Origin of the sequence: Pseudomonas nunensis (assembly GCF_024296925.1) — a bacterium.
Taxonomy (GTDB): Bacteria; Pseudomonadota; Gammaproteobacteria; order Pseudomonadales; family Pseudomonadaceae; genus Aquipseudomonas; species Aquipseudomonas nunensis.
Genome location: NZ_CP101125.1, coordinates 4,795,038 through 4,816,537, shown reverse-complemented (window position 1 = coordinate 4,816,537; position 21,500 = coordinate 4,795,038). Strand labels below are relative to the sequence as shown.

At 60.0% G+C, this 21,500-nt stretch carries 18 protein-coding genes; 3 read left to right on the top strand and 15 right to left on the bottom strand.

What is annotated here, in order from left to right:
• Positions 1–2 precede the first annotated feature (2 nt).
• The 3 genes from NK667_RS21130 to NK667_RS21120 all read right to left on the bottom strand — a co-directional run bounded on the left by NK667_RS21130 (position 3) and on the right by NK667_RS21120 (position 3,805).
• On the bottom strand, positions 3–1,718 hold the full coding sequence (locus NK667_RS21130) for a proline--tRNA ligase (protein ID WP_054615960.1): 1,716 nt from the start codon (positions 1,716–1,718) through the stop codon (positions 3–5).
• Positions 1,719–1,848: 130 nt separating this feature from the next.
• Positions 1,849–3,408, bottom strand: coding sequence for an AmpG family muropeptide MFS transporter (locus NK667_RS21125; protein ID WP_054047019.1), 1,560 nt, complete (start codon positions 3,406–3,408; stop codon positions 1,849–1,851).
• 43 nt (positions 3,409–3,451) lie between these two features.
• The gene (locus NK667_RS21120) at positions 3,452–3,805 is read right to left on the bottom strand and encodes an MGMT family protein (protein WP_054047016.1); all 354 of its coding nucleotides are present in this window, start codon (positions 3,803–3,805) and stop codon (positions 3,452–3,454) included.
• A gap of 164 nt (positions 3,806–3,969) precedes the next feature.
• On the opposite strand from NK667_RS21120, the gene NK667_RS21115 reads away from it, so the two are divergent.
• Positions 3,970–4,977 (top strand): DUF481 domain-containing protein, encoded by a 1,008-nt coding sequence (locus NK667_RS21115; protein ID WP_054047015.1) that lies wholly within the window; start codon positions 3,970–3,972, stop codon positions 4,975–4,977.
• A gap of 93 nt (positions 4,978–5,070) precedes the next feature.
• On the opposite strand, the gene NK667_RS21110 is transcribed toward NK667_RS21115, so the two are convergent.
• Both NK667_RS21110 and NK667_RS21105 read right to left on the bottom strand, forming a co-directional pair.
• Entirely contained in the window at positions 5,071–6,498 is a 1,428-nt protein-coding gene (locus tag NK667_RS21110; protein ID WP_054615959.1) for a toxin-antitoxin system YwqK family antitoxin, read from the bottom strand.
• Positions 6,499–6,630: 132 nt separating this feature from the next.
• Positions 6,631–6,840, bottom strand: coding sequence for a cold-shock protein (locus NK667_RS21105; protein WP_002554837.1), 210 nt, complete (start codon positions 6,838–6,840; stop codon positions 6,631–6,633).
• A 354-nt stretch (positions 6,841–7,194) separates the two neighbouring features.
• On the opposite strand from NK667_RS21105, the gene dcd reads away from it, so the two are divergent.
• Together dcd and NK667_RS21095 are read left to right on the top strand one after the other, a co-directional pair.
• Entirely contained in the window at positions 7,195–7,761 is a 567-nt protein-coding gene (gene dcd / locus NK667_RS21100) for a dCTP deaminase (protein WP_054047011.1), read from the top strand.
• Positions 7,762–7,867: 106 nt separating this feature from the next.
• Complete coding sequence (locus tag NK667_RS21095; RefSeq protein WP_054047009.1) at positions 7,868–8,077, top strand: hypothetical protein; 210 nt, start codon at positions 7,868–7,870, stop codon at positions 8,075–8,077.
• A 136-nt stretch (positions 8,078–8,213) separates the two neighbouring features.
• Here NK667_RS21095 and pdeM read toward each other — a convergent pair whose 3' ends face one another.
• The 10 genes from pdeM to NK667_RS21045 all read right to left on the bottom strand — a co-directional run bounded on the left by pdeM (position 8,214) and on the right by NK667_RS21045 (position 21,419).
• Complete coding sequence (pdeM, locus tag NK667_RS21090) at positions 8,214–8,870, bottom strand: ligase-associated DNA damage response endonuclease PdeM (protein WP_054047007.1); 657 nt, start codon at positions 8,868–8,870, stop codon at positions 8,214–8,216.
• Positions 8,870–11,356 carry a ligase-associated DNA damage response DEXH box helicase gene (locus tag NK667_RS21085; RefSeq protein ID WP_054615958.1) on the bottom strand — a complete coding sequence of 829 codons (2,487 nt, stop codon included), beginning with the start codon at positions 11,354–11,356 and terminating at the stop codon, positions 8,870–8,872. The genes pdeM and NK667_RS21085 overlap by 1 nt, the downstream gene beginning before the upstream one ends.
• A gap of 183 nt (positions 11,357–11,539) precedes the next feature.
• On the bottom strand, positions 11,540–12,304 hold the full coding sequence (locus NK667_RS21080; protein ID WP_054047003.1) for an ABC transporter ATP-binding protein: 765 nt from the start codon (positions 12,302–12,304) through the stop codon (positions 11,540–11,542).
• Positions 12,305–12,317: 13 nt separating this feature from the next.
• Positions 12,318–13,436, bottom strand: coding sequence for a succinylglutamate desuccinylase/aspartoacylase family protein (locus NK667_RS21075; RefSeq protein ID WP_054615957.1), 1,119 nt, complete (start codon positions 13,434–13,436; stop codon positions 12,318–12,320).
• Between the two features lie 29 nt (positions 13,437–13,465).
• The gene (locus NK667_RS21070) at positions 13,466–14,176 is read right to left on the bottom strand and encodes an ABC transporter permease (RefSeq protein ID WP_054046999.1); all 711 of its coding nucleotides are present in this window, start codon (positions 14,174–14,176) and stop codon (positions 13,466–13,468) included.
• On the bottom strand, positions 14,173–14,901 hold the full coding sequence (locus tag NK667_RS21065) for an ABC transporter permease (RefSeq protein ID WP_054046997.1): 729 nt from the start codon (positions 14,899–14,901) through the stop codon (positions 14,173–14,175). The genes NK667_RS21070 and NK667_RS21065 overlap by 4 nt, the downstream gene beginning before the upstream one ends.
• 56 nt (positions 14,902–14,957) lie before the next feature.
• Entirely contained in the window at positions 14,958–15,740 is a 783-nt protein-coding gene (locus tag NK667_RS21060; protein ID WP_054046995.1) for a transporter substrate-binding domain-containing protein, read from the bottom strand.
• Between the two features lie 312 nt (positions 15,741–16,052).
• Positions 16,053–17,741 (bottom strand): ATP-dependent DNA ligase, encoded by a 1,689-nt coding sequence (locus NK667_RS21055; protein ID WP_054615956.1) that lies wholly within the window; start codon positions 17,739–17,741, stop codon positions 16,053–16,055.
• Positions 17,738–18,769: a ligase-associated DNA damage response exonuclease gene (locus NK667_RS21050; protein WP_054615955.1), complete on the bottom strand. Its 1,032-nt coding sequence runs from the start codon at positions 18,767–18,769 to the stop codon at positions 17,738–17,740. The genes NK667_RS21055 and NK667_RS21050 overlap by 4 nt, the downstream gene beginning before the upstream one ends.
• Before the next feature lie 199 nt (positions 18,770–18,968).
• A complete protein-coding gene (locus tag NK667_RS21045) occupies positions 18,969–21,419 on the bottom strand; it encodes a penicillin acylase family protein (RefSeq protein WP_054615954.1) in 2,451 nt (816 codons plus the stop codon).
• Positions 21,420–21,500: the final 81 nt, after the last annotated feature.

Here is a 21,500-nt window from a genome sequence, read left to right as displayed (position 1 = left end):
TGTCAGCGGCGGATACGGGCCTGGAGGAAGGACAGCACGTCAGCGACCGGCAGCGCTTGCGCCTCGGCCTCGGTGCGGCTCTTGTATTCCAGATTGCCATCGGCGAGGCCGCGGTCACTGACCACGATCCGGTGAGGAATGCCGATCAGCTCCATGTCCGCGAACTTGATGCCCGGGCTGGTTTTCTTGTCGCGGTCGTCCAGCAGCACTTCGAAACCGGCCGCAGTCAATTCTGCGTACAGCTTGTCGGTGGCTTCGCGAACCTGCTCGTTGTCGTAGCGCAGCGGTACCAGGGCAACCTGGAATGGCGCCAATGTGTCGCTCCAGATGATCCCGTTGGCATCGTTGTTCTGCTCGATGGCCGCAGCCACCACGCGGGAAACGCCAATGCCGTAGCAACCCATTTCCAGGGTAACTGGCTTGCCGTTTTCGCCCAGCACTTCGCACTTCATCGCTTTGCTGTACTTGTTGCCCAGCTGGAAGATATGCCCGACTTCGATGCCGCGCTTGATTTCCAGGGTGCCCTTGCCATCAGGGCTTGGGTCGCCGGCCACGACGTTGCGCAGGTCGGCCACGGCTGGAACCGGCAGGTCGCGTTCCCAGTTCACGCCGAAGTAGTGCTTGTCGTCGATGTTGGCGCCAATCCCGAAGTCGCTCATCAGCTCGACCGAACGGTCGATGATGATCGGCAGCGGCAGGTTCAACGGACCGAGCGAGCCGGCACCGGCGCCAATGGCGTCGCGCAGTTCAGCTTCGGAGGCCATTACCAGCGGGCTGGCAACGCCTGGCTGGTTGGACGCCTTGATTTCGTTCAGCTCGTGGTCGCCACGGATGATCAGGGCAATCAGCTTGCCTTTCTCTTCAGCGTGAACCACGAGGGTCTTGATGGTTTTTTCGATCGGCAGATTGAAGCCTTCGACCAGTTGCGCAATGGTCTTGGCGTTCGGCGTGTCGACCAGGCGCAGCTCTTCAGCCGGCGCGGCGCGGGAGGTTTCGCGCGGCACGGCTTCGGCTTTCTCGATGTTCGCGGCGTAGTCGGAACCGTTGCTGAAGACGATATCGTCTTCGCCGGATTCGGCCAGTACGTGGAATTCGTGGGAGCCGGCACCACCGATGGAGCCGTTGTCGGCTTCAACAGGGCGGAATTTCAGGCCCAGGCGAGTGAACACGTTGCAGTAGGCCTGGTGCATGCGATCGTAAGTGATCTGCAGCGAAGGCTGGTCCGCGTGGAAGGAGTAGGCGTCCTTCATGATGAATTCACGACCGCGCATCAAACCGAAGCGTGGACGGATTTCGTCACGGAATTTGGTCTGGATCTGATACAGGTTGATTGGCAGCTGTTTGTAGCTGCTCAACTCGTTGCGCATCAGGTCGGTGATCACTTCTTCATGGGTCGGGCCGGCGCAGAAGTCGCGACCGTGACGATCCTTGAAGCGCAGCAATTCAGGGCCGTATTCTTCCCAACGACCGGATTCCTGCCACAGCTCAGCCGGTTGAGTGCTCGGCATCAACACTTCAAGCGAGCCGGCGGCGTTCATTTCTTCACGAACGACGGCTTCGACCTTGCGCATTACCCGCAAGCCCATCGGCAGCCAGGTGTACAGGCCCGAGGCGAGTTTGCGGATCATGCCGGCGCGCAGCATCAGCTGGTGGCTGATCACGACCGCGTCGGAAGGCGTTTCTTTCTGTGTGGCGAGCAAAAATTGACTGGTGCGCATGGTTGGCCGTTGTCGGTTGCTGATGACGAGAAATGACGGGGCATTGTACGGGCGAGATCTGCTGACGTACAGAAGTGCGGCCGGCGGTGAGGCTTGATGGCGGGAAACTTCCCGCCAATCGGGACGTTTCCTACAGCTCTTCCACCGCCGGAGTCTGCACCGGTTCAGGTGTCGGCGTCGGGCCGGCCCGGCGGCTCTCCTGGAACCAGTGCAGGGCGATCAGCAGCAGCGTCGGAACGCCGAGCAGAGCGGTGATCAGGAAGAAGTTGTGATAGCCGAACTTCTCCACCATGACCCCTGAATAGCCGCCGATCAGGCGCGGCAGCAACAGCATGATCGAGCTGAGCAGGGCGTATTGGGTGGCGGAGAACTTGAGGTTGGTCAGGCTCGACAAGTAAGCGACGAACGCCGAGGTCGCCAGGCCCGAGCTGAAGTTATCCAGGGAAATGGTCAGGATCAGCATGTTCAGGTTGGCGCCCATGTCGGCGAGCATCAGGAACAGCAGGTTGGTCGCAGCCGAAGTGATGCCGCCAATCAGCAGGATCGGCAGAATGCCGAAGCGCACGATCAGCAGGCCGCCCATGCCGGCGCCGACCAGGGTCATGATCAGGCCGAAGATCTTGCTGACGCTGGCAATCTGGTCCTTGGTGAAGCCCTGGTCGATATAGAACACGTTGGCCATCACGCCCATGACCGTATCGGACATGCGGTAAGTGGCGATCAGTCCCAACAGCAGGAACGCCTGCCAGCGGTAACGCAGGATGAAGTCGTTGACCGGCGTCAGCACCGGCGCCAGGCCGCGCCGGCCCATGGACGACAGGCACAGGGCGGTCAGCGTGATGTAGAGGATTGCGCGCAGGAACGCGCGGTCTTCCAGCAGCAGGTCGAGCAGGCTGACGCCGCCGAACAGCACGCTGGCAAAATCAGTGTTGTAGAGCTGGGTGAACATGGCCGGCACGGACACCAGCAGTACGATCAATACAAACACCGATGCCAGTTGATGCACAAAACTGTAGCGCCCGGCCTGCAACTGAGTGCGCAACGGCACCGGCGGCTCGCGCATGAACAGGGTGGTCAGCAGGGCGGGGATCATCAAGGCGCCGAACAGCACGTAGGTGCCGGTCCACGCGGAATGCTGGTAGTTGAAACCGGTGGAGCCGAACCCTTCGGCGAAAAACAGCGCGCCGGCGGTAGCCAGCAGGGCTGCGATCCGATAGCCGGACATATAGCTGGCGGCCAGCGCGGCCTGGCGACTGTCGTCAGCGATTTCCAGGCGATAGGCGTCTACGGCAATGTCTTGGGTCGCCGAGGCGAATGCGACGATCACGGCAATGGCGATCAGCCAGGAAAGGTGTTTTTGCGGGTCGCAGAAACCCATGCCGATCAGACCGAGGATCACCAGCGATTGGGCCAGCACCAGCCAGGAGCGGCGGCGGCCGAGTTTGCCGAGAAATGGCAGGCGCCATTGGTCGAGCAGCGGTGACCACACCCATTTAAAGGCGTAGGCCAGACCGATCAGGCTTGCATAGCCAATGGTTTCGCGGGCCACACCGGCCTCACGCAACCAGACCGACAGCGTCGAGAACACCAGCATGTACGGCAAGCCGGCGGCGAAACCAAGCAGCAACAGCACGAGCGTTGATGGGCTGGCATAGGCGGCGAGCGCGGCGCGCCAGGTTTTACGGGGCATGGGCTGAAGTCTGCCTCAAGATTACGGAAACAAAGCGCGCACTCTAACCGCTGTGCTCTACCGGGCGCCAGCCATGACGCTGAATATCAACACGATTGTTCAGGATACTGATGCCCTCGGTGCGCAATCGCGCGCGTTGTTCGTCCCCCGATGGGCTGCCGACCGGCAGGCTGATCCGACCGCCGGCGCCGAGCACCCGGTGCCAGGGCAGCTTGGTGTCGCCGGGCAACTGACTCAGCGTGCGTCCGACCCACCGAGCAGCGCGGCCCAGGCCCGCCAACTCGGCCAATTGTCCGTAGCTCACGACTTTACCCTCCGGCACCTGGGCCAGGGTCAGGTAGAGCGCCGTGCGTCGGATTTGCGCCGGGCTTTCGGTTTCGGTGGTCGCGTCTGTCACGTCCGCAGTTCCTGAAGAAATTGGTTTTGCTGCCCGTAGATTAAGTCCTGAAGTGACAATTGAGAAATGAACTCAATAGAAATAGTCGGGTCAGTCCTTGCTAGCGCCTTATTCCTACGGATAATGCCGACTTTTTTTCGCAAACCAGAGCCTTCGATCTGCTTATGTTGCCCAGAACCTTGCTGTGCCTCGCTGTCTTCAGTGCATCCACGCCTTTGCTCGCCGACACCGTGTGGTTGAAAAACGGTGACAAATTGAGCGGCAAGATCACCGTGTTCGATGGCGGCAAGCTGTTGATCCAGACCGAATACGCCGGTGCGATCCCGATCGACTGGAAACAGGTCAAAACCCTGGAAAGCGATCAGGAGTTGCTGGTCAAGCAGGATGCTTACAACGGTGAGAAGGCCAAGTCATTGAAGGCGGCCGAGGATGGCAAGGTCACCCTGGCCAACGGCGAGGCGCCGAAAACCGTCGAACTGGCGAGCATCCAGCAGATCCTCAAGCCCAAGCCGATCGTCGAAGACCTGGTATGGAAAGGTAATGTCGACATGGCGCTGGATTACCAGCGCGCCGAGAAGGACACCGACGACTACGATGTCGGCTTCAAGACCTCGGCCCGTCATGGTCGCTGGCGCCATACGGCGGAAGGTGAGTACAACCGCGAATTCCAGGATGACGTGGTCACCACCGACAACTGGCGCGCCGAATACTCCCTCGACCGATTCCTGACCGAGCACTGGTACTGGGATGGTCGCGTGAACTACAAGCGCGACAAGGTTGAAGACTTGTCCCGTCAGCGCGTGGTCGGTACCGGTCCGGGCTATCAGTTCTGGGATGACGAACTCGGCGCGTTCTCGCTCGGCTCGTTGTTCAACCGTACCGATTTTGAATACAAGGACGGCGGCAAGGACAACTTCTATTCCGTTGCCATGAAGTGGGACTACAACCGTTACCTGATTGGCAAGAAGGTGGAGTTCTTCACCAACGGCGAAGTGGGCAAGCCGCTTTCCGGCGTGGCTGATTACTCCCTCGATGCGGAAATGGGCTTGCGCTACAAAGTCACCGACTGGGCTTCACTTAACCTCAAGGCCGAGCGGGATGTCATCAGCGGGACCGATGATGCTGATTTGAACAAGACTCGATATACCGCAGGGTTTGGCGTGGCTTGGTAACAATCGGATCGCAAAAAAAGGCCCCGTAACCGAAAGGTTGCGGGGCTTTTTCTTTGGTGGCGGTCAGCTAGCTGTTTTTACCAACAATGCGGGTCAGGTGCATTCACCTTGACGCTCGCCAGCCTCGTATCGGCATTCGCCGTTCGGGCTTCCGTCCTGTTTCCACATACGCATCACGCCCTGCTCGCGGCCATCGACATAATCGACGGACGTATTCATCTGGCCGTTTTCATACCAGGTGATGGCTGGCCCCTGCAGTTTTCCGTCCTTGTAGATCCTGTGATCCTGCAACTGGCCGTTTTCGTACCACTTCTTGAAATCACCCTGTTCGCGATGCTGCTCATCCCACTGCCATTGCACGGTCTGGATGCCCTGGGCATTCCAGGTGGCATAGCTGCGCTGCACTTGCTGTTCGAAAAACTGTTTTTCTTCCACTTTGCCGTCGGCGTAATAGCTGATGACCCAGCCATCCGGGCTGCTGTCCACGTTGTTGCGGGTGCTGCGTACCGCGCCGTTTTCGAAATATGAAGTGCTTGGGCCTTGCGCCTTGCCCGCAACGAAGCTGCTGCTGTCCTTCAGTTTGCCACTTGGGTAATAGCTCATGGCCGGGCCATCGGGTTCGTCATTGCGATAGCTGATGCGGCCAACCAGTGCACCGTTTTCGTCATGCTCCAGGTATTCACCGTCGACACGTTTACCTTGATGCCATTTGTAGGCGTCAGCTTCTTTGCCGTTCTCGTGGTAGGTGGTTTGCCAGCCTTCCAGTTCATCGTTCAAATAGTTCGCGCGCTTGATGATAATTCCGTCTTCGGAATACGTTATCGCCTCGCCCTGGCGTTGGCCATTGGCATCGTCCTGATAGCTTTGTCCGAGTTTTCCGCTTGGGTAGTAGGTTTTTGAGGCGAGGACCGGTCTGCCTGAGGCAAAGTCCTTGGCGTTGACGAAGTAGTCGCGGCGCAGCGTCTTGGAATCGGCATAGTAGACTTTTGCTTTCCAGGCCTTGCGCTTGCTGTCATAGGGCATCGGCATTTTCAGGAAGTAAGACGCCTGGCCTTTGCTGGTCGGCGCATAGTCCTCGTCCAGATACAGCTTTCCGTCTACCAGGGAGGCGGTGAGCTTGCCGCACTCTTCGGGTGTGCATCCGCGGATCTTTTCGAAAAACGCGCGTTTGCCGTCGCAGGCGGAAAGCGTCATCAAGACAGGTGTTTCGTTATCGATCAGCTCCTGGATTTCGTCCAGGGCTCGATTGAATGACTCTGCGGGGATGCCCGATGACTCCGGGGTGAGGTAAGCCTCATCGCTGCCGCAAGTATTTGCGGTGGAGAGTTTCAGTCGTACTGCGGGCATTAACTGGAGCTGCGCAGCACCTTGGGCGTCAGGGGCCTTGGCGAGGTAAGTAGCGCGAGTATCCATGCCGACGATGATGGTCGGGTGATCGGGGCGAGGATTGGCGTGAGTCGAGAGGGGGAGTGCGAGTGTGATCAGCGCTGCGCCTAGCGCTTTCCATTGATTGAACGGCATCCTGCTGTTTCCATGTGATTTTCCAGGTGGCGAATCATATAGAAGGACGAGAGGATGGCGTAAAGCAAAAACAGACGCCCACAAAAAAGCCCCGCTTTTAAGGGCGGGGCTTTTTACTAAAGCAAGTACAAGTTAGATAACTTGAACTTCTTCAGCTTGCATGCCTTTCTGACCGCGGGTAGCGATGAAAGAAACCTGTTGGCCTTCTTTCAGGCTTTTGAAGCCGTCGGATTGGATAGCTTTGAAGTGAACGAACAGGTCGTCACCGGATTGTGGAGTGATGAAGCCGAAGCCTTTTTCATCGTTGAACCACTTAACGGTACCGGTTTGGCGATTAGACATGGTGTAACTCCTTGAACAAAGATAACTGCGACGCAGGAAGAACCCTGGCCGAGACTGAGTGCAAAGAGCAGGAAAAATTCTTGTAGATGGTTGGATCGAAATTCAACATATCGTGTAGAGATTCTCAGTGACACAAGCAGCACAGTGGCGCCACCTTAACCCTTTTTCAGGAACGTGCCAATGTTTCTTGCGAAGGTTTCTCTGTTTTCGTGACTGACGGTGCATCTTATTGGCGCCAAGGCCCGGCAATCAGGGGGGATTGGCGAGAATTAATACCTGCGCTTTGAACCCGGAGCGCGCGCCTAGTAAGATGCCGGACAGAATTTTTCCACCTCGCTATTCAGGACACCCGCCATGAGCATCAAATCGGACAAGTGGATTCGCCGCATGGCGCAAGAGCACGGCATGATCGAACCGTTCGTCGAGCGCCAGATGCGCGGCGAAGGTGCCGAGCGGCTGATTTCCTACGGCGTGTCGAGCTATGGCTACGACGTGCGCTGCGCCGGTGAATTCAAGGTGTTCACCAACATCAACTCGGCAATCGTCGATCCGAAGAACTTCGACGAGAAGAGCTTTGTCGACGTAACCAGCGATGTCTGCATCATCCCGCCGAACTCGTTCGCCCTGGCCCGCACCGTGGAATTCTTCCGCATCCCGCGCAATGTGCTGACCATCTGCCTCGGTAAAAGCACCTACGCCCGCTGCGGCATTATCGTCAACGTGACGCCGCTCGAGCCTGAGTGGGAAGGTCACGTGACCCTGGAATTCTCCAACACCACCACATTGCCGGCGAAAATCTACGCCAATGAGGGTGTCGCACAGATGCTGTTCTTCGAATCCGACGAAGAGTGCGAAGTCTCCTACAAGGACCGTGGCGGCAAGTATCAGGGCCAGCGCGGCGTCACCCTGCCGCGCACTTGATCCGCCCATCTGACAGTTCCCGGGAATTCTTCAGCAGGTAGACACTCTATTGGGTGTACTGCCCGGTTTGCGCACAGCGGACCGGGCCACTGCTCAGGAGTGCTCCATGAAGATCGATCCGCAAATCAGCGCCGAACTGGCCAGGCTTGAGCCCAATCAGGTCGGTGTTTTGGCCTGGTCCTTGTTGGCGCATCCGCCAATCAATATGGCAGGGGGCATCCCCGGCCAGCCTGATCCCGACACCCCCAACGAACAACCGACAGAACCCGGTGAGCCAACCCTGCCGGATGAGCCGCCTCCAGCCCCTGTCGCTTGATGCCGCTATCTGCGCTCACCGCACGACGCATCATCCTGTAGGAGCGAAGCTTGCTCGCGAAGGCGGTGTACCAGTCAAAAATGATGTCGACTGGCACACCGCCTTCGCGAGCAAGCTCGCTCCTACAGGGTTAGCGTCAGCTAATCGGCCATATTTCGTTGTCGCCGATAACGAAAATCCTGCAACTCTCGTCCGCTTCGACTTGATACCCGCCGGTAAATGCGCCGAACGCGGGCAATAGACTGATTTCCGTCCCCAGCCTGAAACACGCCAGTCGCAAACTTTGCCGACCTCTGCCGTTCAGCCGATAAACCGGATGTACATGCCCGGCCAGGACATGACGGCTCGGGTGCGGATCCGGTTCATGCTGCAAGGAAAACGGCCCCAGCAAGAAAGGCTCGGGCACCACGCGGATGTTCAGCGAAGCCGGTGGATCACCCGCCCGCTTGTCATGGTTGCCGCGAATCAGCGTCATCGGCAGATCGCGATGGCGTTCGCGCCAGGCTGCCAGCGCTGTCAAGGTGTCCACGGCGTGTGAGCCGGGCCCGTGGAGAAAGTCACCGAGGAAAATCAGCTGGCGACAGAGCAGGGCCGCCAGCAACCCATCCAGCACCGCGATGTTTTGCGCAGTCGTGCCCCGAGGCACTGGCTGGCCGAGGCTGCGATAGGCCGCAGCCTTGCCGAAATGCACATCGGCGATCAATAGCGCTTGCTGGGCAGGCCAGTAAATCGCTTTTTCGGGCAATAACCACAATTCTTCGCCGGCCAGGCGCACAGGATAAGGCGTACTCATCAGGCTTTCCCGGTCTGTGCGGTTTTCTCGAGATCGCCGACCATGCGTCTGATTCGATCCGCCAGTTTTTCGGAACTCATACTTTCGCGCATCCGTTCCACCAATAGCGGAAAGCCCAGAGGCGTCGGACGTTTGATCTGATGCAGGTCGAATCTCAGACTGTTGATGCGGGCCAAGGTCTGCTCCAGTCGCCGAATATCCAGTTCTTCCCGTAGGACTTCTTTCCCAGCCTGATCCAGCAACAGGTTGTCGGCGTCGTACTGCTTGAACACTTCGAAAAACAAGCCGCTGGATGCCTGGACCTGTCGCGTGCTCTTGGGCGCGCCGGGATAACCGGCGAACACCAGGCCGGCAATCCGCGCGATCTCGCGAAAACGCCGCAATGCCAGTTCACCGGCGTTCAGGCTGGCGAGCACGTCGGGCAACAGCTGCTCGGCGTTGAACAAGTCGGGGTTCAGATGAACGGACCAGTCAATCGGCGTTGCACTGAGCAATTCCAGTCCGTAGTCGTTGACCGCGATGGAAAAGGTAACCGGTTGGCGCTGACTGACCCGCCATGCCAATAGGCTCGCCAACCCCAGATGCACCTGGCGCCCGGCGAAGGGATAAAGAAATAAGTGCCACCCCTCGCGCGATTTAAGCGCCTCGGCCAGCAGCGAATTTTCGGTCGGCAGCCCGGACCAGCGTTGCTGCACCTCCAGCAGCGGACGCAACGCGGTCATTTCCGGGCCGTCAAAATGCCCCGATGCCGCTGCACTGAAACGCGCGACAACCGCTTGGGCCAACTCGCTGGACAGCGGCATACGCCCGCCATTCCAGCGTGGCACCGCGGCTTTTTTCACGTTACTGCGCCGCACGTACGCGGTCATGTTTTCCACTCGGACCAGTTCCAGCAAGCGTCCCGCGAACAGAAAACCGTCGCCGGGCTTGAGCCGGGCGATAAACCCTTCCTCGACACTGCCCAGTTGTTTACCACCGCCGCCCTTGCTCCAGAACTTCAACTGAATGCTCGCATCGCTGACGATGGTGCCGATGCTCATGCGATGCCGGCGCGCCAAGCGAGCATCCGGCACACGCCAGATGCCCTGATCATCGGGCTCGACCCGGCGATAATCCGGATAGGCCGTCAGAGAAAGTCCGCCGTGGCGTACGAAGGCCAGCGCCCAGGCCCAATCCGCTGGCGTAAGGTCGCGATAAGCCCACGCGCTGCGCACTTCTTCGTACAACTCATCGGGCATAAACCCGCCGCCCAGCGCGATGCTGACCAGATGCTGCACCAGCACATCCAGCGGCTTATACGGTGATTCGCGGGGTTCGATCCGACGTTGCGCCACGGCATCTTGCGCGGCGGCGGCTTCGATCAGTTCCAGGCTGTGGGTCGGCACCAACGTCACCCGTGAGACGCGCCCTGGCGCATGTCCGGAGCGCCCCGCACGCTGCATCAGCCGCGCCACGCCTTTGGCCGAACCAATTTGCAGCACGCGTTCTACCGGCAGGAAGTCCACGCCCAAGTCCAGGCTCGACGTGCAGACCACGGCTTTGAGTTGCCCGTCCTTGAGGGCGCGCTCAACCCAGTCACGGGTATCGCGTGACAGCGAACTGTGATGCAAGGCAATCAACCCGGCCCAGTCCGGGCGCGCCTCCAGCAAGGCCTGATACCAGATCTCCGATTGAGCGCGAGTGTTGGTGAACACCAGGCTGCTGGGACTCGATTCAATCTCGGCAACAACCTGCGGCAACATTTTCAAACCAATGTGCCCGGCCCAGGGGAAACGTTCGATGGCCGGCGGCAACAAGGTATCGACGCGCAGGTCTTTGCTGCTCTGGCCCTGGACGCTGATGCCGCCACCCTGCGGGATCAAGACCTGTTCGGCGTGGGATTGATTACCCAGCGTTGCGGAAACACCCCAGACGATCAGTTCGGGATGCCAACCACGCAGGCGGGCGAGGGCCAATTGCAGTTGCACGCCGCGTTTGTTGCCGAGCAGTTCGTGCCATTCGTCGACCACCACCATGCGCAAGGTCGACAGCGCAGTTTGCGCATCGGCGCGGGCGAGCATCAGGGTCAGGCTTTCCGGGGTAGTGATCAGCGTGGTCGGCAGGCGCCGGCTCTGGCGGGCGCGTTCGCTGCTGCTGGTGTCGCCGGTACGCAGACCGACGCTCCACGGAATCTGCAAATCCGCCAGCGGCGCTTCCAGGGCGCGCGCGGTGTCGGCGGCCAAGGCGCGCATCGGAGTTATCCACAGCACGGTCAGCGGTTCGGCGGGCGGTTTGCGTTTACGCGGTGTTTCAACCGGCGCGACGCAAGAGGCGAAGCGGTTGATCGCTCCAAACCATACCGCGTAGGTTTTACCGGCACCGGTGCTGGCATGCAGCAACCCGGATTCACCCCGTTTGACCGCCGCCCATACCTGTTTCTGAAAGGCGAACGGCTTCCAGCCACGGGCGGCGAACCATTTTTTTGCGAAGTCGGGGGAGGTTCCCATGCCGGCGGCGTGCGCTCTGAAAGTGTTCTTTCAGTGACCGCGGCGGGATGCGACAAGTTTGAATTGCTTTGTTTTTTGTGGGAGCGGGCTTGCTCGCGAAGGCGTCGTATCAGTCAACATCATCGGTGCCTGACACAACGCCTTCGCGAGCAAGCCCGCTCCCACAGGGGATCGTGCAATGCGTTACTTGAGGTTACCGCTGAGGAACTGTTGCAGCCGCTCACTCTTCGGATTGCCCAGCACATCCTCCGGCGCGCCTTGTTCCTCCACCAGACCCTGGTGCAGAAACAACACCTGGCTCGACACTTTGCGCGCGAAGCTCATTTCGTGGGTGACCATGATCATGGTCCGGCCTTCTTCGGCCAGGCCCTGGATCACGCGCAGCACTTCACCCACCAGTTCCGGGTCGAGGGCTGAGGTCGGTTCGTCGAACAGCATGACTTCCGGCTCCATCGCCAGTGCACGGGCAATCGCCACCCGTTGCTGCTGGCCACCGGAAAGAAACGCCGGGTATTGGTCGGCAACACGTGCTGCCAGACCCACTTTGTCGAGGTAGCGTCGAGCGCGGTCTTCGGCTTCTTCCTTGCTGCAACCCAGCACCCGGCGCGGAGCCATGGTGATGTTTTCCAGCACGGTCATGTGGCTCCACAGGTTGAAGTGCTGGAACACCATCGCCAAACGGGTGCGGATCCGTTGCAGTTCATCGGGATCGGCCACGTGCATGCCGTGACGGTCCTTGACCATGCGGATGTCTTTGCCATCCAGGCTCATGGCGCCGTCGTTGGGTTGTTCGAGGAAGTTGATGCAACGCAGGAAGGTACTTTTCCCCGAGCCGCTGGCGCCGATCAGGCTGATGACGTCGCCGGTGTTGGCCTTGAGCGAAACACCTTTGAGCACATGATGGTCGCCATAGCTTTTATGCAGGCCGTCGATGGTCAATTTATACATGGGGCATGCATCCTCAAGGCGAAAGTAGGTAGCCGCTGCGATAGGCTTCGGTGCCCGCGACGTGGGCGATCACCATGCCGGCAGTGGCCATGCGGCGCAGCGAGCGGGCGTACATCAGCCCGGCGGCGGTGCAATGGATAGGGGTGACGCGATCATTGATCGGGTCGATGATTTCGGCGATCAGTTGCCCGGCTTCCAGGTATTGCCCCGGCAGCGCGGTGAACACCAACAACCCGCCGACTGGCGTGGTCACCGGTTCAACGCCAGCCAGCGGCGTGGCCGGGTAGGGCAGTTCGGGCAGCGGCGCCGCTTCGCCGGCGATGGCGCCGAAGTGAATCAGGTAGTCGATCAGCGCCTGGCAATCGCGGCTGGCCAGCGGGTGATACACATCGCCCTGGCCACGCAATTCGACGGTGACGGAAAAGCTGCCCAGCGGAATATCGAAGTGCTCGCCGAAGCGCTCCTTCAACTGCCACCAGAGCAGCGTGAAACATTCATCGAACGACTGCCCACCGGAATCAGTGGCCAGCAGACTCGCCTCGGCACCGATGTAGCGTGCCAGCGGCTCGACTTGCGGCCAGGCTTCGGGCGTGGTGTAAAGGTGCGCGACGGCTTCGAAATCGCAATGCAGGTCCAGCACCATGTCCGCATCGCAGGCCAGCCGTTGCAGGGTCAGGCGCTGGGATTGCAGTTGCGTGCCAGCGGTCTGGCGGGCGAGGGCGTTGCGCAGGCTGGTGCGGATCAGTTCGAGGTTGTGCCGCGAATCGTCGCCGAGCTGACCTTCGATCTCGTTGCCGACCTCTTCGCTCAAGTCGACAAACCAGCGATTGAAGTTCTGCCCGCTCTCCAGCTCATAGCGGCCCAGCGGCACATCCATCAGCACCTGTTCCAGGCCCACCGGATTGGCGATTGGCACCAGCACGATTTCGCTGCGCAGGCGGCCGGCGGCTTCCAGCTCCGCCAGGCGTTGCTTGAGGTGCCAGGCCACCAGCATGCCGGGAATTTCATCGGCGTGCAGGGACGACTGGATGTAGATCTTGCCTTTGGCCGACGCGGGGCCGAAGTGAAAGCTGTGAATCTGTCGTGCGGTCCCCGGCAGCGGGGCCAGCAAGTCATGTATCTGGTGGCGCATGTTCGTCTCTTTATTCCTGAAAACGGGTCCTAGTGAGTCGGCCCGAGGAAGGCCAGCCATCGGCGTTCGGCGAGACGGAACAGGCCGACCAGCGCAAAGGTCACGGTCAGGTAGATCAGCGCAGCGATGCCGAACGACTGAAAGGTCAGGAAGGTCGCCGAGTTGGCGTCCCGCGCGACTTTCAGGATGTCGGGGATGGTCGCGGTGAACGCCACGGTAGTCGAGTGCAGCATCAGGATCACTTCGTTGCTGTAATAAGGCAACGAGCGACGCAGGGCCGAGGGCATGATCACGTAGGCATACAACTTCCAGCCAGTCAGACCGTAGGCCTTGGCCGCTTCGACTTCACCGTGGTTCATGCTGCGGATTGCCCCGGCGAAAATCTCCGTGGTGTAGGCGCAGGTGTTCAGGGCGAAGGCGAGGATGGTGCAGTTCATCGCATCGCGAAAGAACGCATCCAGCACCGGTTGCGCACGAATGGCCGCCAGGCTGTAGATCCCGGTGTAGCAAATCAGCAACTGGATATACAACGGCGTACCACGAAACAGGTAGGTGTAGAACTGCACCGGCCAGCGAATGTAGAAATGCGGCGACACCCGGGCGATGGACAGCGGGATCGACACCAGGAAACCGATGAAAATCGAGGCACTGAGCAGCCACAGGGTCATGGCCAGACCGGTGATGTTGTTGCCGTCGCTATAAAGGAAGGGTTTCCAGTATTCCTGCAAGAGTTCGATCATCGTACGGCCTCCCGGGAACCGGCGGCGTAACGGCGTTCGAGCCAGCGCAAGACGAAGTTGGAAGCGCTGGTGATGACCAGGTAGATCAGCGCGGCAAGCACCAGGAAATAAAACAGTTGATAGGTGCTTTTACCAGCGTCCTGCGCGGCTTTGACCAAATCGGCGAGGCCGATGATTGACACCAGTGCGGTGGCCTTGAGCATTACCATCCAGTTGTTGCCGATACCCGGCAGGGCGAAACGCATCATTTGCGGGAATACCACGATTCGAAAACGCTGGCCGCGTTTGAGGCCATAAGCGGTAGCGGCTTCGACCTGGCCCCGAGGCACGGCGAGGATCGCCCCACGGAAGGTTTCGGTGAAATACGCACCATAAATGAAGCCCAGGGTAATGACCCCGGCGCTGAACGGGTTGATCTCGATGTATTCCCATTCCATGAAATCGGTAAACGACGTCAACCAGGTTTGCAGGCTGTAGAAAATCAGCAGCATCAACACCAGGTCCGGCACGCCGCGAATCAGCGTGGTGTAGATCTGGGCCGGAACCCGCACCAGTTTGACTTTTGACAGCTTGGCGGTGGCGCCGAGCAGGCCGAGCAATACGGCCACCAGCAGCGACAATGCCGATAATTTGATGGTCATCCAGGTGCCTTCCATCAGCAAAGGACCGAAGCCCTTCAAGCTGAAGGCTGAGAGCCCCAGGTTTTGTAATAGGTTTTCGAACATAAATCAGCAACCTGATCGGATGAAAAAAGCGCCCATCGCGAGATGGGCGCCGGGCATTATTTGCCGCTGTACAGACTCAGATCGCCAAAGTGTTTCTTTTGAATCTCGGCGTATTTGCCATCGTCGTGTAACGCTTTGATACCTTTATCCAAAAGCGCTTTCAGCTCGGTGTTACCTTTCTTAATACCGACAGCCGTTTTAGCCGGGAGCAAAGCGTTGTCGACTGGCTTGCTGACATCGTAATCGGCACCTTGTGGCGACTTCAGGAAGCCCAGTTCGGCTTGCAGCATGTCCTGAATACCTGCGTCGAGACGACCGGAAGTCAAGTCGGCATACACCTGATCCTGGTTGGCGTAGGCCTGGGTTTTAACGCCAGCCTTGTCCAGAACGGCTTTTGCGTAGGCTTCCTGGATGGTGCCTTGTTCGTAGCCGACGGTTTTGCCCTTGAGCGAAGCGACGTCTGCGGTGACCCCGGAACCTTTCTTGAACACGTAGGCGGTAGGGCCGGAGAACAGCTCGCTGGAGAAGTCGATGACTTTTTCGCGCGCTTCGGTGACGGTCATCGAAGAGATCACACCGTCGAATTTGTTGGCCTTGAGGCCCGGAATCATGCCGTCGAAATCGCTTTCGACCCATTTGCACTTGACCTTCAGCTCGGCGCAGATCGCATTGCCCAGATCGATATCGAAGCCCACCAGGCTGCCGTCGGCCGCTTTGGACTCGAAGGGTGCGTAGGAAGGGTCAACGCCAAAACGCAGTTCTTTGTACTCCTTGGCCAGCGCGGAGCCGGCAGCCATGCACAACGCCAGTGCAGAAAGGGTCAGCAATGCTTTTTTCATTATTCAATCCCTAAGAACCAATATGAGCGCTTGTGGCGCAGAATTATTGTTACTGGAAAGCGTAAGACCTAATGAAAGTAGCAATTTCCGAACCAGAGTCCCGAACAAGTGTTTTAAAAGTGATTCAAGAAGTAGCCGGGGCGGATTTGTGCACGGAAACGGGCGTTGGAAATTTCATGCACCAATATAGATCAGATCGACACAAAAACCTGTGGGAGCGAGCTTGGTCGCGAAAGCGGTATGTCAGTCAAAATATCGTTAACTGACACACCGCTTTCGCGAGCAAGCCCGCTCCCACAGTTTTGATTGGGGTTAGGTCAGAAGGTCCTGCAGGGTTGCGAGGCTATCGGCGTCTTCCACCGACTTATCCTGCCTCCACCGCAACATTCTCGGAAAGCGCACCGCGATTCCGCTCTTGTGGCGCTTGGACAAGGCGATCCCTTCAAAGCCCAGCTCAAACACCAGGCTCGGTTTCACGCTGCTCACCGGCCCGAACTTCTCCACGGTGGTTTTGCGCACGATGCTGTCGACCTTGCGCATTTCCTCGTCGGTCAGCCCCGAATACGCCTTGGCGAACGGCACCAGCGACCGCTCGCTGGCGTCGGGCGGGCCGTCCCAGACGGCGAAGGTGTAGTCGCTGAACAGGCTCGCCCGGCGGCCATGACCTCGTTGGGCATAGATCAGCACCGCATCGACGCTGAACGGCTCGACTTTCCATTTCCACCACACGCCCATGTCCTTGGTCCGGCCGACGCCATACATCGCATCCCGGGCCTTGAGCATCATGCCCTCGACGCCAAGCTGTCGCGACGCTTCCCGTTGCCGGGCGAGGTCGAACCAGTCTTCACCGCTCAGCACCGGCGAGGCCAGGAGCACCGGGCTATTGCAGGTGGCGATGACCGTATCCAATTGAGTGCGCCGTTCGGCCTGGGTGTGGTTGCGCCAGTCTTCGCCTTGCCATTCCAGCAAATCGTAGGCGAGTAACACCACCGGCACTTCTTCGAGGATTTTCTTGCCCAGGGTTTTACGGCCAATCCGTTGTTGCAGCAAGGCAAAGGGTTGCACCGCCGGTGGCGCTGTCGATTGCGGATCGAAGGCGTCTTCGGTGGTTGGATGGGTGGATTTCCAGACCACGATTTCCCCGTCGATCACCGTGCCGTCCGGCAAACCATGGGTCAGCGCCTCCAGTTCAGGGAAACGTTCGCTGACCAGTTCTTCGCCACGGGACCAGATCCACAATCGGCCTTCACGCTTGACCACTTGGGCACGGATGCCGTCCCACTTCCATTCCACTTGCCATTGGCTGGCCGGGCCGAGCAGTGTTTCGAATTGTTCCACCGGTTGTGACAAAGCGTGGGCGAGGAAAAACGGATACGGCTGGCCGCCCCGTTGCGCATGTTCGTCGTCGGAGGGCGGGGCAATCAGTTTGAGGTAATGCGCAGCGGTCGGTCGGTTGGACAGGTCGGTGTAACCCACCAGGCGCTGGGCCACGCGTTTGCTGTCGAGCCCGGCCATTGCCGCCAGCGCCCGGGTGACCAGCAATTTGGACACGCCGACGCGAAAACTGCCGGTGATCAATTTGATGCACAGCATCAGGCTGGAGCGGTCGAGTTGCGCCCACAGGGCTGGCAGGCGCCGGGCCAGGAACTCCAGGGTTTCACCGCGAAGCGGCAGCAGTTTGTCTTCGATCCACACTGCCAAGCCGTCGGTAGAACTGTGGGTGGCTTCGGGTAACACCAGCGAGATGGTTTCCGCCAGATCACCGACCGCTTGATAACTCTCTTCGAACAGCCACGTCGAGAGCCCGGAAATTTCCACCGCCAGTTCCCGCAGCGCGCGCACCGGCACTAGCTGCCGAGGCCGGCCACCTGAGAGAAAGTACACCGCCCACGCGGCATCTTCCGGTGCGGCTTGGGCGAAGTAAGCCTGCATGGCTGCGAGTTTGGCGTTGCTCGAAGTGGTGGCGTCGAGTTCGGCGTACAACTCGGCGAAGGCTTTCATGCTTGCACCTCGGCGGTTTCCGCGACGACACCTTGGTCTTCCTCGTCATCGCCGTATTCCGTGCTGAACCCTTGGGCATCCAGCCCTTGTTCGCACAGATGCCGCACCAGCACCGCGACCGAACCGTGGGTGACCATCACCCGTTCGGCCCCCGTCTGTTCGATGGCCCAGAGCAGGCCGGGCCAGTCGGCATGGTCCGACAGCACGAAACCCCGGTCCACGCCGCGCCGCCGCCGCGTACCGCGCAAGCGCATCCAGCCGCTGGCGAAACTGTCGCTGTAGTCGCCGAACCGGCGCATCCAAGTGCTGCCACCGGCCGACGGTGGGGCGATGACCAAGGCCTGGCGCATGATCGGGTCGCTCTTTTTCACGTCGCCGGCATAAATTGTGGGCGGCAGGTAAATACCGCTGTCGCGATAAACCTGATTGAGCGGTTCCACCGCGCCATGCACCAGAATGGGGCCGAGGCTGGCGTCGATGCCGTGGAGAATGCGCTGGGCCTTACCGAAGGAGTAGCAAAACAGCACGCTGGCCTTCTCGGCTGCGATGTTGGCCTGCCACCACTGATTGATTTCGGCAAAGATCTGCGACTGGGGCTGCCAGCGATAAATCGGCAGGCCGAAGGTCGATTCAGTGATGAAAGTGTGGCAACGCACCGGTTCGAACGGCGCGCAGGTGCCATCGGGCTCGATCTTGTAATCCCCCGAGGCAACCCAGACTTCACCGCCGTATTCCAGGCGCACTTGCGCCGAGCCGAGTACATGGCCAGCCGGATGAAAACTCAGGGTGACGCCGTGGTGCAGCAGGCGTTGGCCGTAGGGCAGGGTTTGCAGATTGATGTCCTGGCCCAGGCGTGAGCGCAAGATCCCTTCGCCGGGGGCGGCTGCCAGGTAATGTTGATTACCGGTGCGGGCGTGGTCGCCATGGGCGTGGGTAATCACCGCGCGCTCCACCGGGCGCCAAGGGTCGATGTAAAAATCGCCGGCGGGGCAGTACAAACCTTCGGGACGCGCGATAACAAGGTCCATGTTGTTGCCAATATGGGGGGGCTTGTTAGCTAGGAGGTTTTTGCGAGGCGAGAAGTTCTATCGAGTTTTTCGGGACCGGCGACATTCCCATTGTGGGAGCGGGCTTGCTCGCGAAGGCGGTGTGTCAGGCAACGAAGATATTGACTGATACGACGCCTTCGCGAGCAAGCCCGCTCCCACATTGGGTCGGTGTTAAGCGTTATTTCCCAGGTGTCAGGGTCAACCGCGCCTTGCCATACGCCTTGTCGAAGTTCTGCGGCTGCATCGGCAGGCTCATGTACTGGCCCTTGAGCCACGGGTCGATGCTGTCGAGGTAGTTCGGGCTCGCCGGGTTGCCGGACTGGCCGGTGCCGTTCTGGCCCATCAGCGGTTCGGACTGGCCGAAGTCGACGATAAAGCGCATCGACGGCACCAGCGTGGTGTTGAAGTCCTGGCCCCAGGCGAACGCCGCGGTGTTCAACGTGGTGTGATCGCCACCAGCCGCCAACGGACCACGCACGGTCTGCCCACTGGCATTCTTCCACTCATAGCGGTGCAGTTTGCCCCACTGCCAGGCTTTGTGATCGCCGCCCAACTGACTGTCGCCGGCACTGATGGCCGCCGCCAGGCTACGGGCGAGGATCGCCGGTTTGTCTTCTTTCTGCGGGGTGCGCGCGTCATCCCAGAACGGGCTGTCTTCGCGACCGAGCAGGTGATCGGCCTGGGCCGCGTAGGACAACTTGCCGTTGGCGATAAACGCCTTCCAAGCGGGACTGGTTTCTGGACCCAGTTCGTCGAGGAAAATCTGCTTGGCGCTTTCCTGCAGGAACAACTCGTAAATCGCCGCATCGGCAGAGGTCGGGCTGAGCTTGCCGTCGAACGCCATCAAGCGCGTCAACGCCTCGCGAGCCTTGCCGCGATCAGCTTCCGGCAACGCTTCGATCGCCTGTTTCAGCGGTTGGGCCATGCCCGGCGCCTCAAACATTTTCTTCAACTTAGCGGCGAAGGTGGTGGTCTGGTCGTACTGCATGGCGATCAGGCTGCGGCTGTCATGCTTGCCCGCGCCCGCCAGTTCGGCCATGCGCTCGCCACGTTCCGGGGCGGACCAGGAATTGGACAGCTGCATGCCGTAGCCATGCGGAATGACCCGCTGGTTGGCGGTGCCGAGCCAGCCTTGGGCCGGGTCCTGGTCATACGGATGCAGCATCGGGTCGGCGTAACCATCCCAATCGTAGCGACCGTCCCAGCCCGGCGACGGCAACAGGCCTTCGCCTTCGCGACGGTTCGGGTAGCGACCGGTGACTTGCCAGCCGATGTTGCTGGCGTCGGCAAATACCAGGTTCAGGGCGATGGCGCGGATTTCACGGCTCGCGTCCGAGGCTTTCTCGACGGTTTGCGCGCGGGACAGGTCGAAGAACGCGTCCAGGGTCTTGTCGTCGGTGAAGCTCGGGGTTTGCAGCGCCAGGCCGAAACCGTTGGCCATGGTCAGACCCTGGGCGCTGTTGAGCAGCGGCCCGTGACGGGTTTCGTACACCGCTTCGCGAAGCGGTCGTTGACCTTTGACGAAGTAAGTTTCGTTACGCACCACCACCGGCTGCCATTTGCCATTGGCTTCGTAGGTCAGGCCGTTGCCCTGGCGTTTGATTTTTTCCAGGAACAGGTCCTGGTTGTCGCCCATAACCGTGGTCATGCTCCACGCCACTTTGCCGTTGAAACCACCGAGCACCATTGGCAGGCCGGCAATGCTGACGCCCGCCGCCTGATATTTCGGCGCGCGGATCTGCACGTAGCTGAACAACGACGGCACGCCCATCGGCCCGTGACTGTCGCTGGCCAGCAGGCTTTTGCCGCTGCGGCTGCGTTGCCGGCCGATGGCCCAGTTGTTCGACGAGGTGGCGCCGAGCAGATTCAGATCGGACAGTTGCCCGGTGGCCTTGGTGATTTCCGCCAGGCCCGGGATCGCGCCGTTGAGCTTGATGCCCTGGAGCTTGTCGGCTTCGCCCGTTGGCAGCTTTTCGTCGGGCGCGGACGGCGTCAGCCATGGGAGCTTGTCGGTGTTGACGGTTTGGGCGAGGACCAGCGAGGAAATTTCTTCCGGCAGGTTGGCCGACTGGCTGAAATTCAACAGGCAGAAAATCAGCGCTGAATCTTCCGGCTTCCAGTATTCAGGCTTGTAGCCGCTGGCGGCGAGATCGGCCGGCAGCTTGTCGCGGTAGCGGAACAGGTAGGCGTTGACGCCCCGGGCATACACTTCAAAGAAGCGCTTGAGCCGTGGCGAAGAAGCTTTGTACAGCTCGCCGGCGCTTTTCTTCAGGTTGACCGCGCGCATGTAGCGGTCGGCGTCGAGCAGGTCCGCACCGGACATTTCTGACAGACGGCCCTCGGCCAGCAGGCGCATGGTCACCATTTGCGTGAGGCGGTCGCTGGCGTGGACGTAACCGAGGGCGAACAGCGCGTCGTGGAAGCTGTTGCTTTCGATCAACGGCATGCCCATGGCATTGCGCCGAACCGAAACGTTCTGCGCCAGGCCCTTGAGCGGCTGCACGCCGGAAGTTGGCGGGAGGGTGTCCTGAGTGTTCCAGGTCTGACAACCGGTCAGGCTCAAAACACCGGCCACTGCTGCGGCAACGCCGAACCGGGGAAGAAAATGTGTGAGGGCTGGCGAGGCCATGGCAAAGCTCCTGCGGGGGTAGTAACGCAATAAAGGCGCTACGTTAGTGAGCAGGAGGTGGCCGCGCAAGCGGGGCATGGG

Coding starts and splice junctions, on each gene's coding strand:
- NK667_RS21130 (WP_054615960.1), bottom strand. CDS start 1,718: ATGCGCACCAGTCAATTTTTGCTCGCCACACAGAAAGAAACGCCTTCC.
- NK667_RS21125 (WP_054047019.1), bottom strand. CDS start 3,408: ATGCCCCGTAAAACCTGGCGCGCCGCGCTCGCCGCCTATGCCAGCCCA.
- NK667_RS21115 (WP_054047015.1), top strand. CDS start 3,970: ATGTTGCCCAGAACCTTGCTGTGCCTCGCTGTCTTCAGTGCATCCACG.
- NK667_RS21110 (WP_054615959.1), bottom strand. CDS start 6,498: ATGCCGTTCAATCAATGGAAAGCGCTAGGCGCAGCGCTGATCACACTC.
- NK667_RS21105 (WP_002554837.1), bottom strand. CDS start 6,840: ATGTCTAATCGCCAAACCGGTACCGTTAAGTGGTTCAACGATGAAAAA.
- dcd (WP_054047011.1), top strand. CDS start 7,195: ATGAGCATCAAATCGGACAAGTGGATTCGCCGCATGGCGCAAGAGCAC.
- NK667_RS21095 (WP_054047009.1), top strand. CDS start 7,868: ATGAAGATCGATCCGCAAATCAGCGCCGAACTGGCCAGGCTTGAGCCC.
- pdeM (WP_054047007.1), bottom strand. CDS start 8,870: ATGAGTACGCCTTATCCTGTGCGCCTGGCCGGCGAAGAATTGTGGTTA.
- NK667_RS21085 (WP_054615958.1), bottom strand. CDS start 11,356: ATGGGAACCTCCCCCGACTTCGCAAAAAAATGGTTCGCCGCCCGTGGC.
- NK667_RS21080 (WP_054047003.1), bottom strand. CDS start 12,304: ATGTATAAATTGACCATCGACGGCCTGCATAAAAGCTATGGCGACCAT.
- NK667_RS21075 (WP_054615957.1), bottom strand. CDS start 13,436: ATGCGCCACCAGATACATGACTTGCTGGCCCCGCTGCCGGGGACCGCA.
- NK667_RS21070 (WP_054046999.1), bottom strand. CDS start 14,176: ATGATCGAACTCTTGCAGGAATACTGGAAACCCTTCCTTTATAGCGAC.
- NK667_RS21065 (WP_054046997.1), bottom strand. CDS start 14,901: ATGTTCGAAAACCTATTACAAAACCTGGGGCTCTCAGCCTTCAGCTTG.
- NK667_RS21060 (WP_054046995.1), bottom strand. CDS start 15,740: ATGAAAAAAGCATTGCTGACCCTTTCTGCACTGGCGTTGTGCATGGCT.
- NK667_RS21055 (WP_054615956.1), bottom strand. CDS start 17,741: ATGAAAGCCTTCGCCGAGTTGTACGCCGAACTCGACGCCACCACTTCG.
- NK667_RS21050 (WP_054615955.1), bottom strand. CDS start 18,769: ATGGACCTTGTTATCGCGCGTCCCGAAGGTTTGTACTGCCCCGCCGGC.
- NK667_RS21045 (WP_054615954.1), bottom strand. CDS start 21,419: ATGGCCTCGCCAGCCCTCACACATTTTCTTCCCCGGTTCGGCGTTGCC.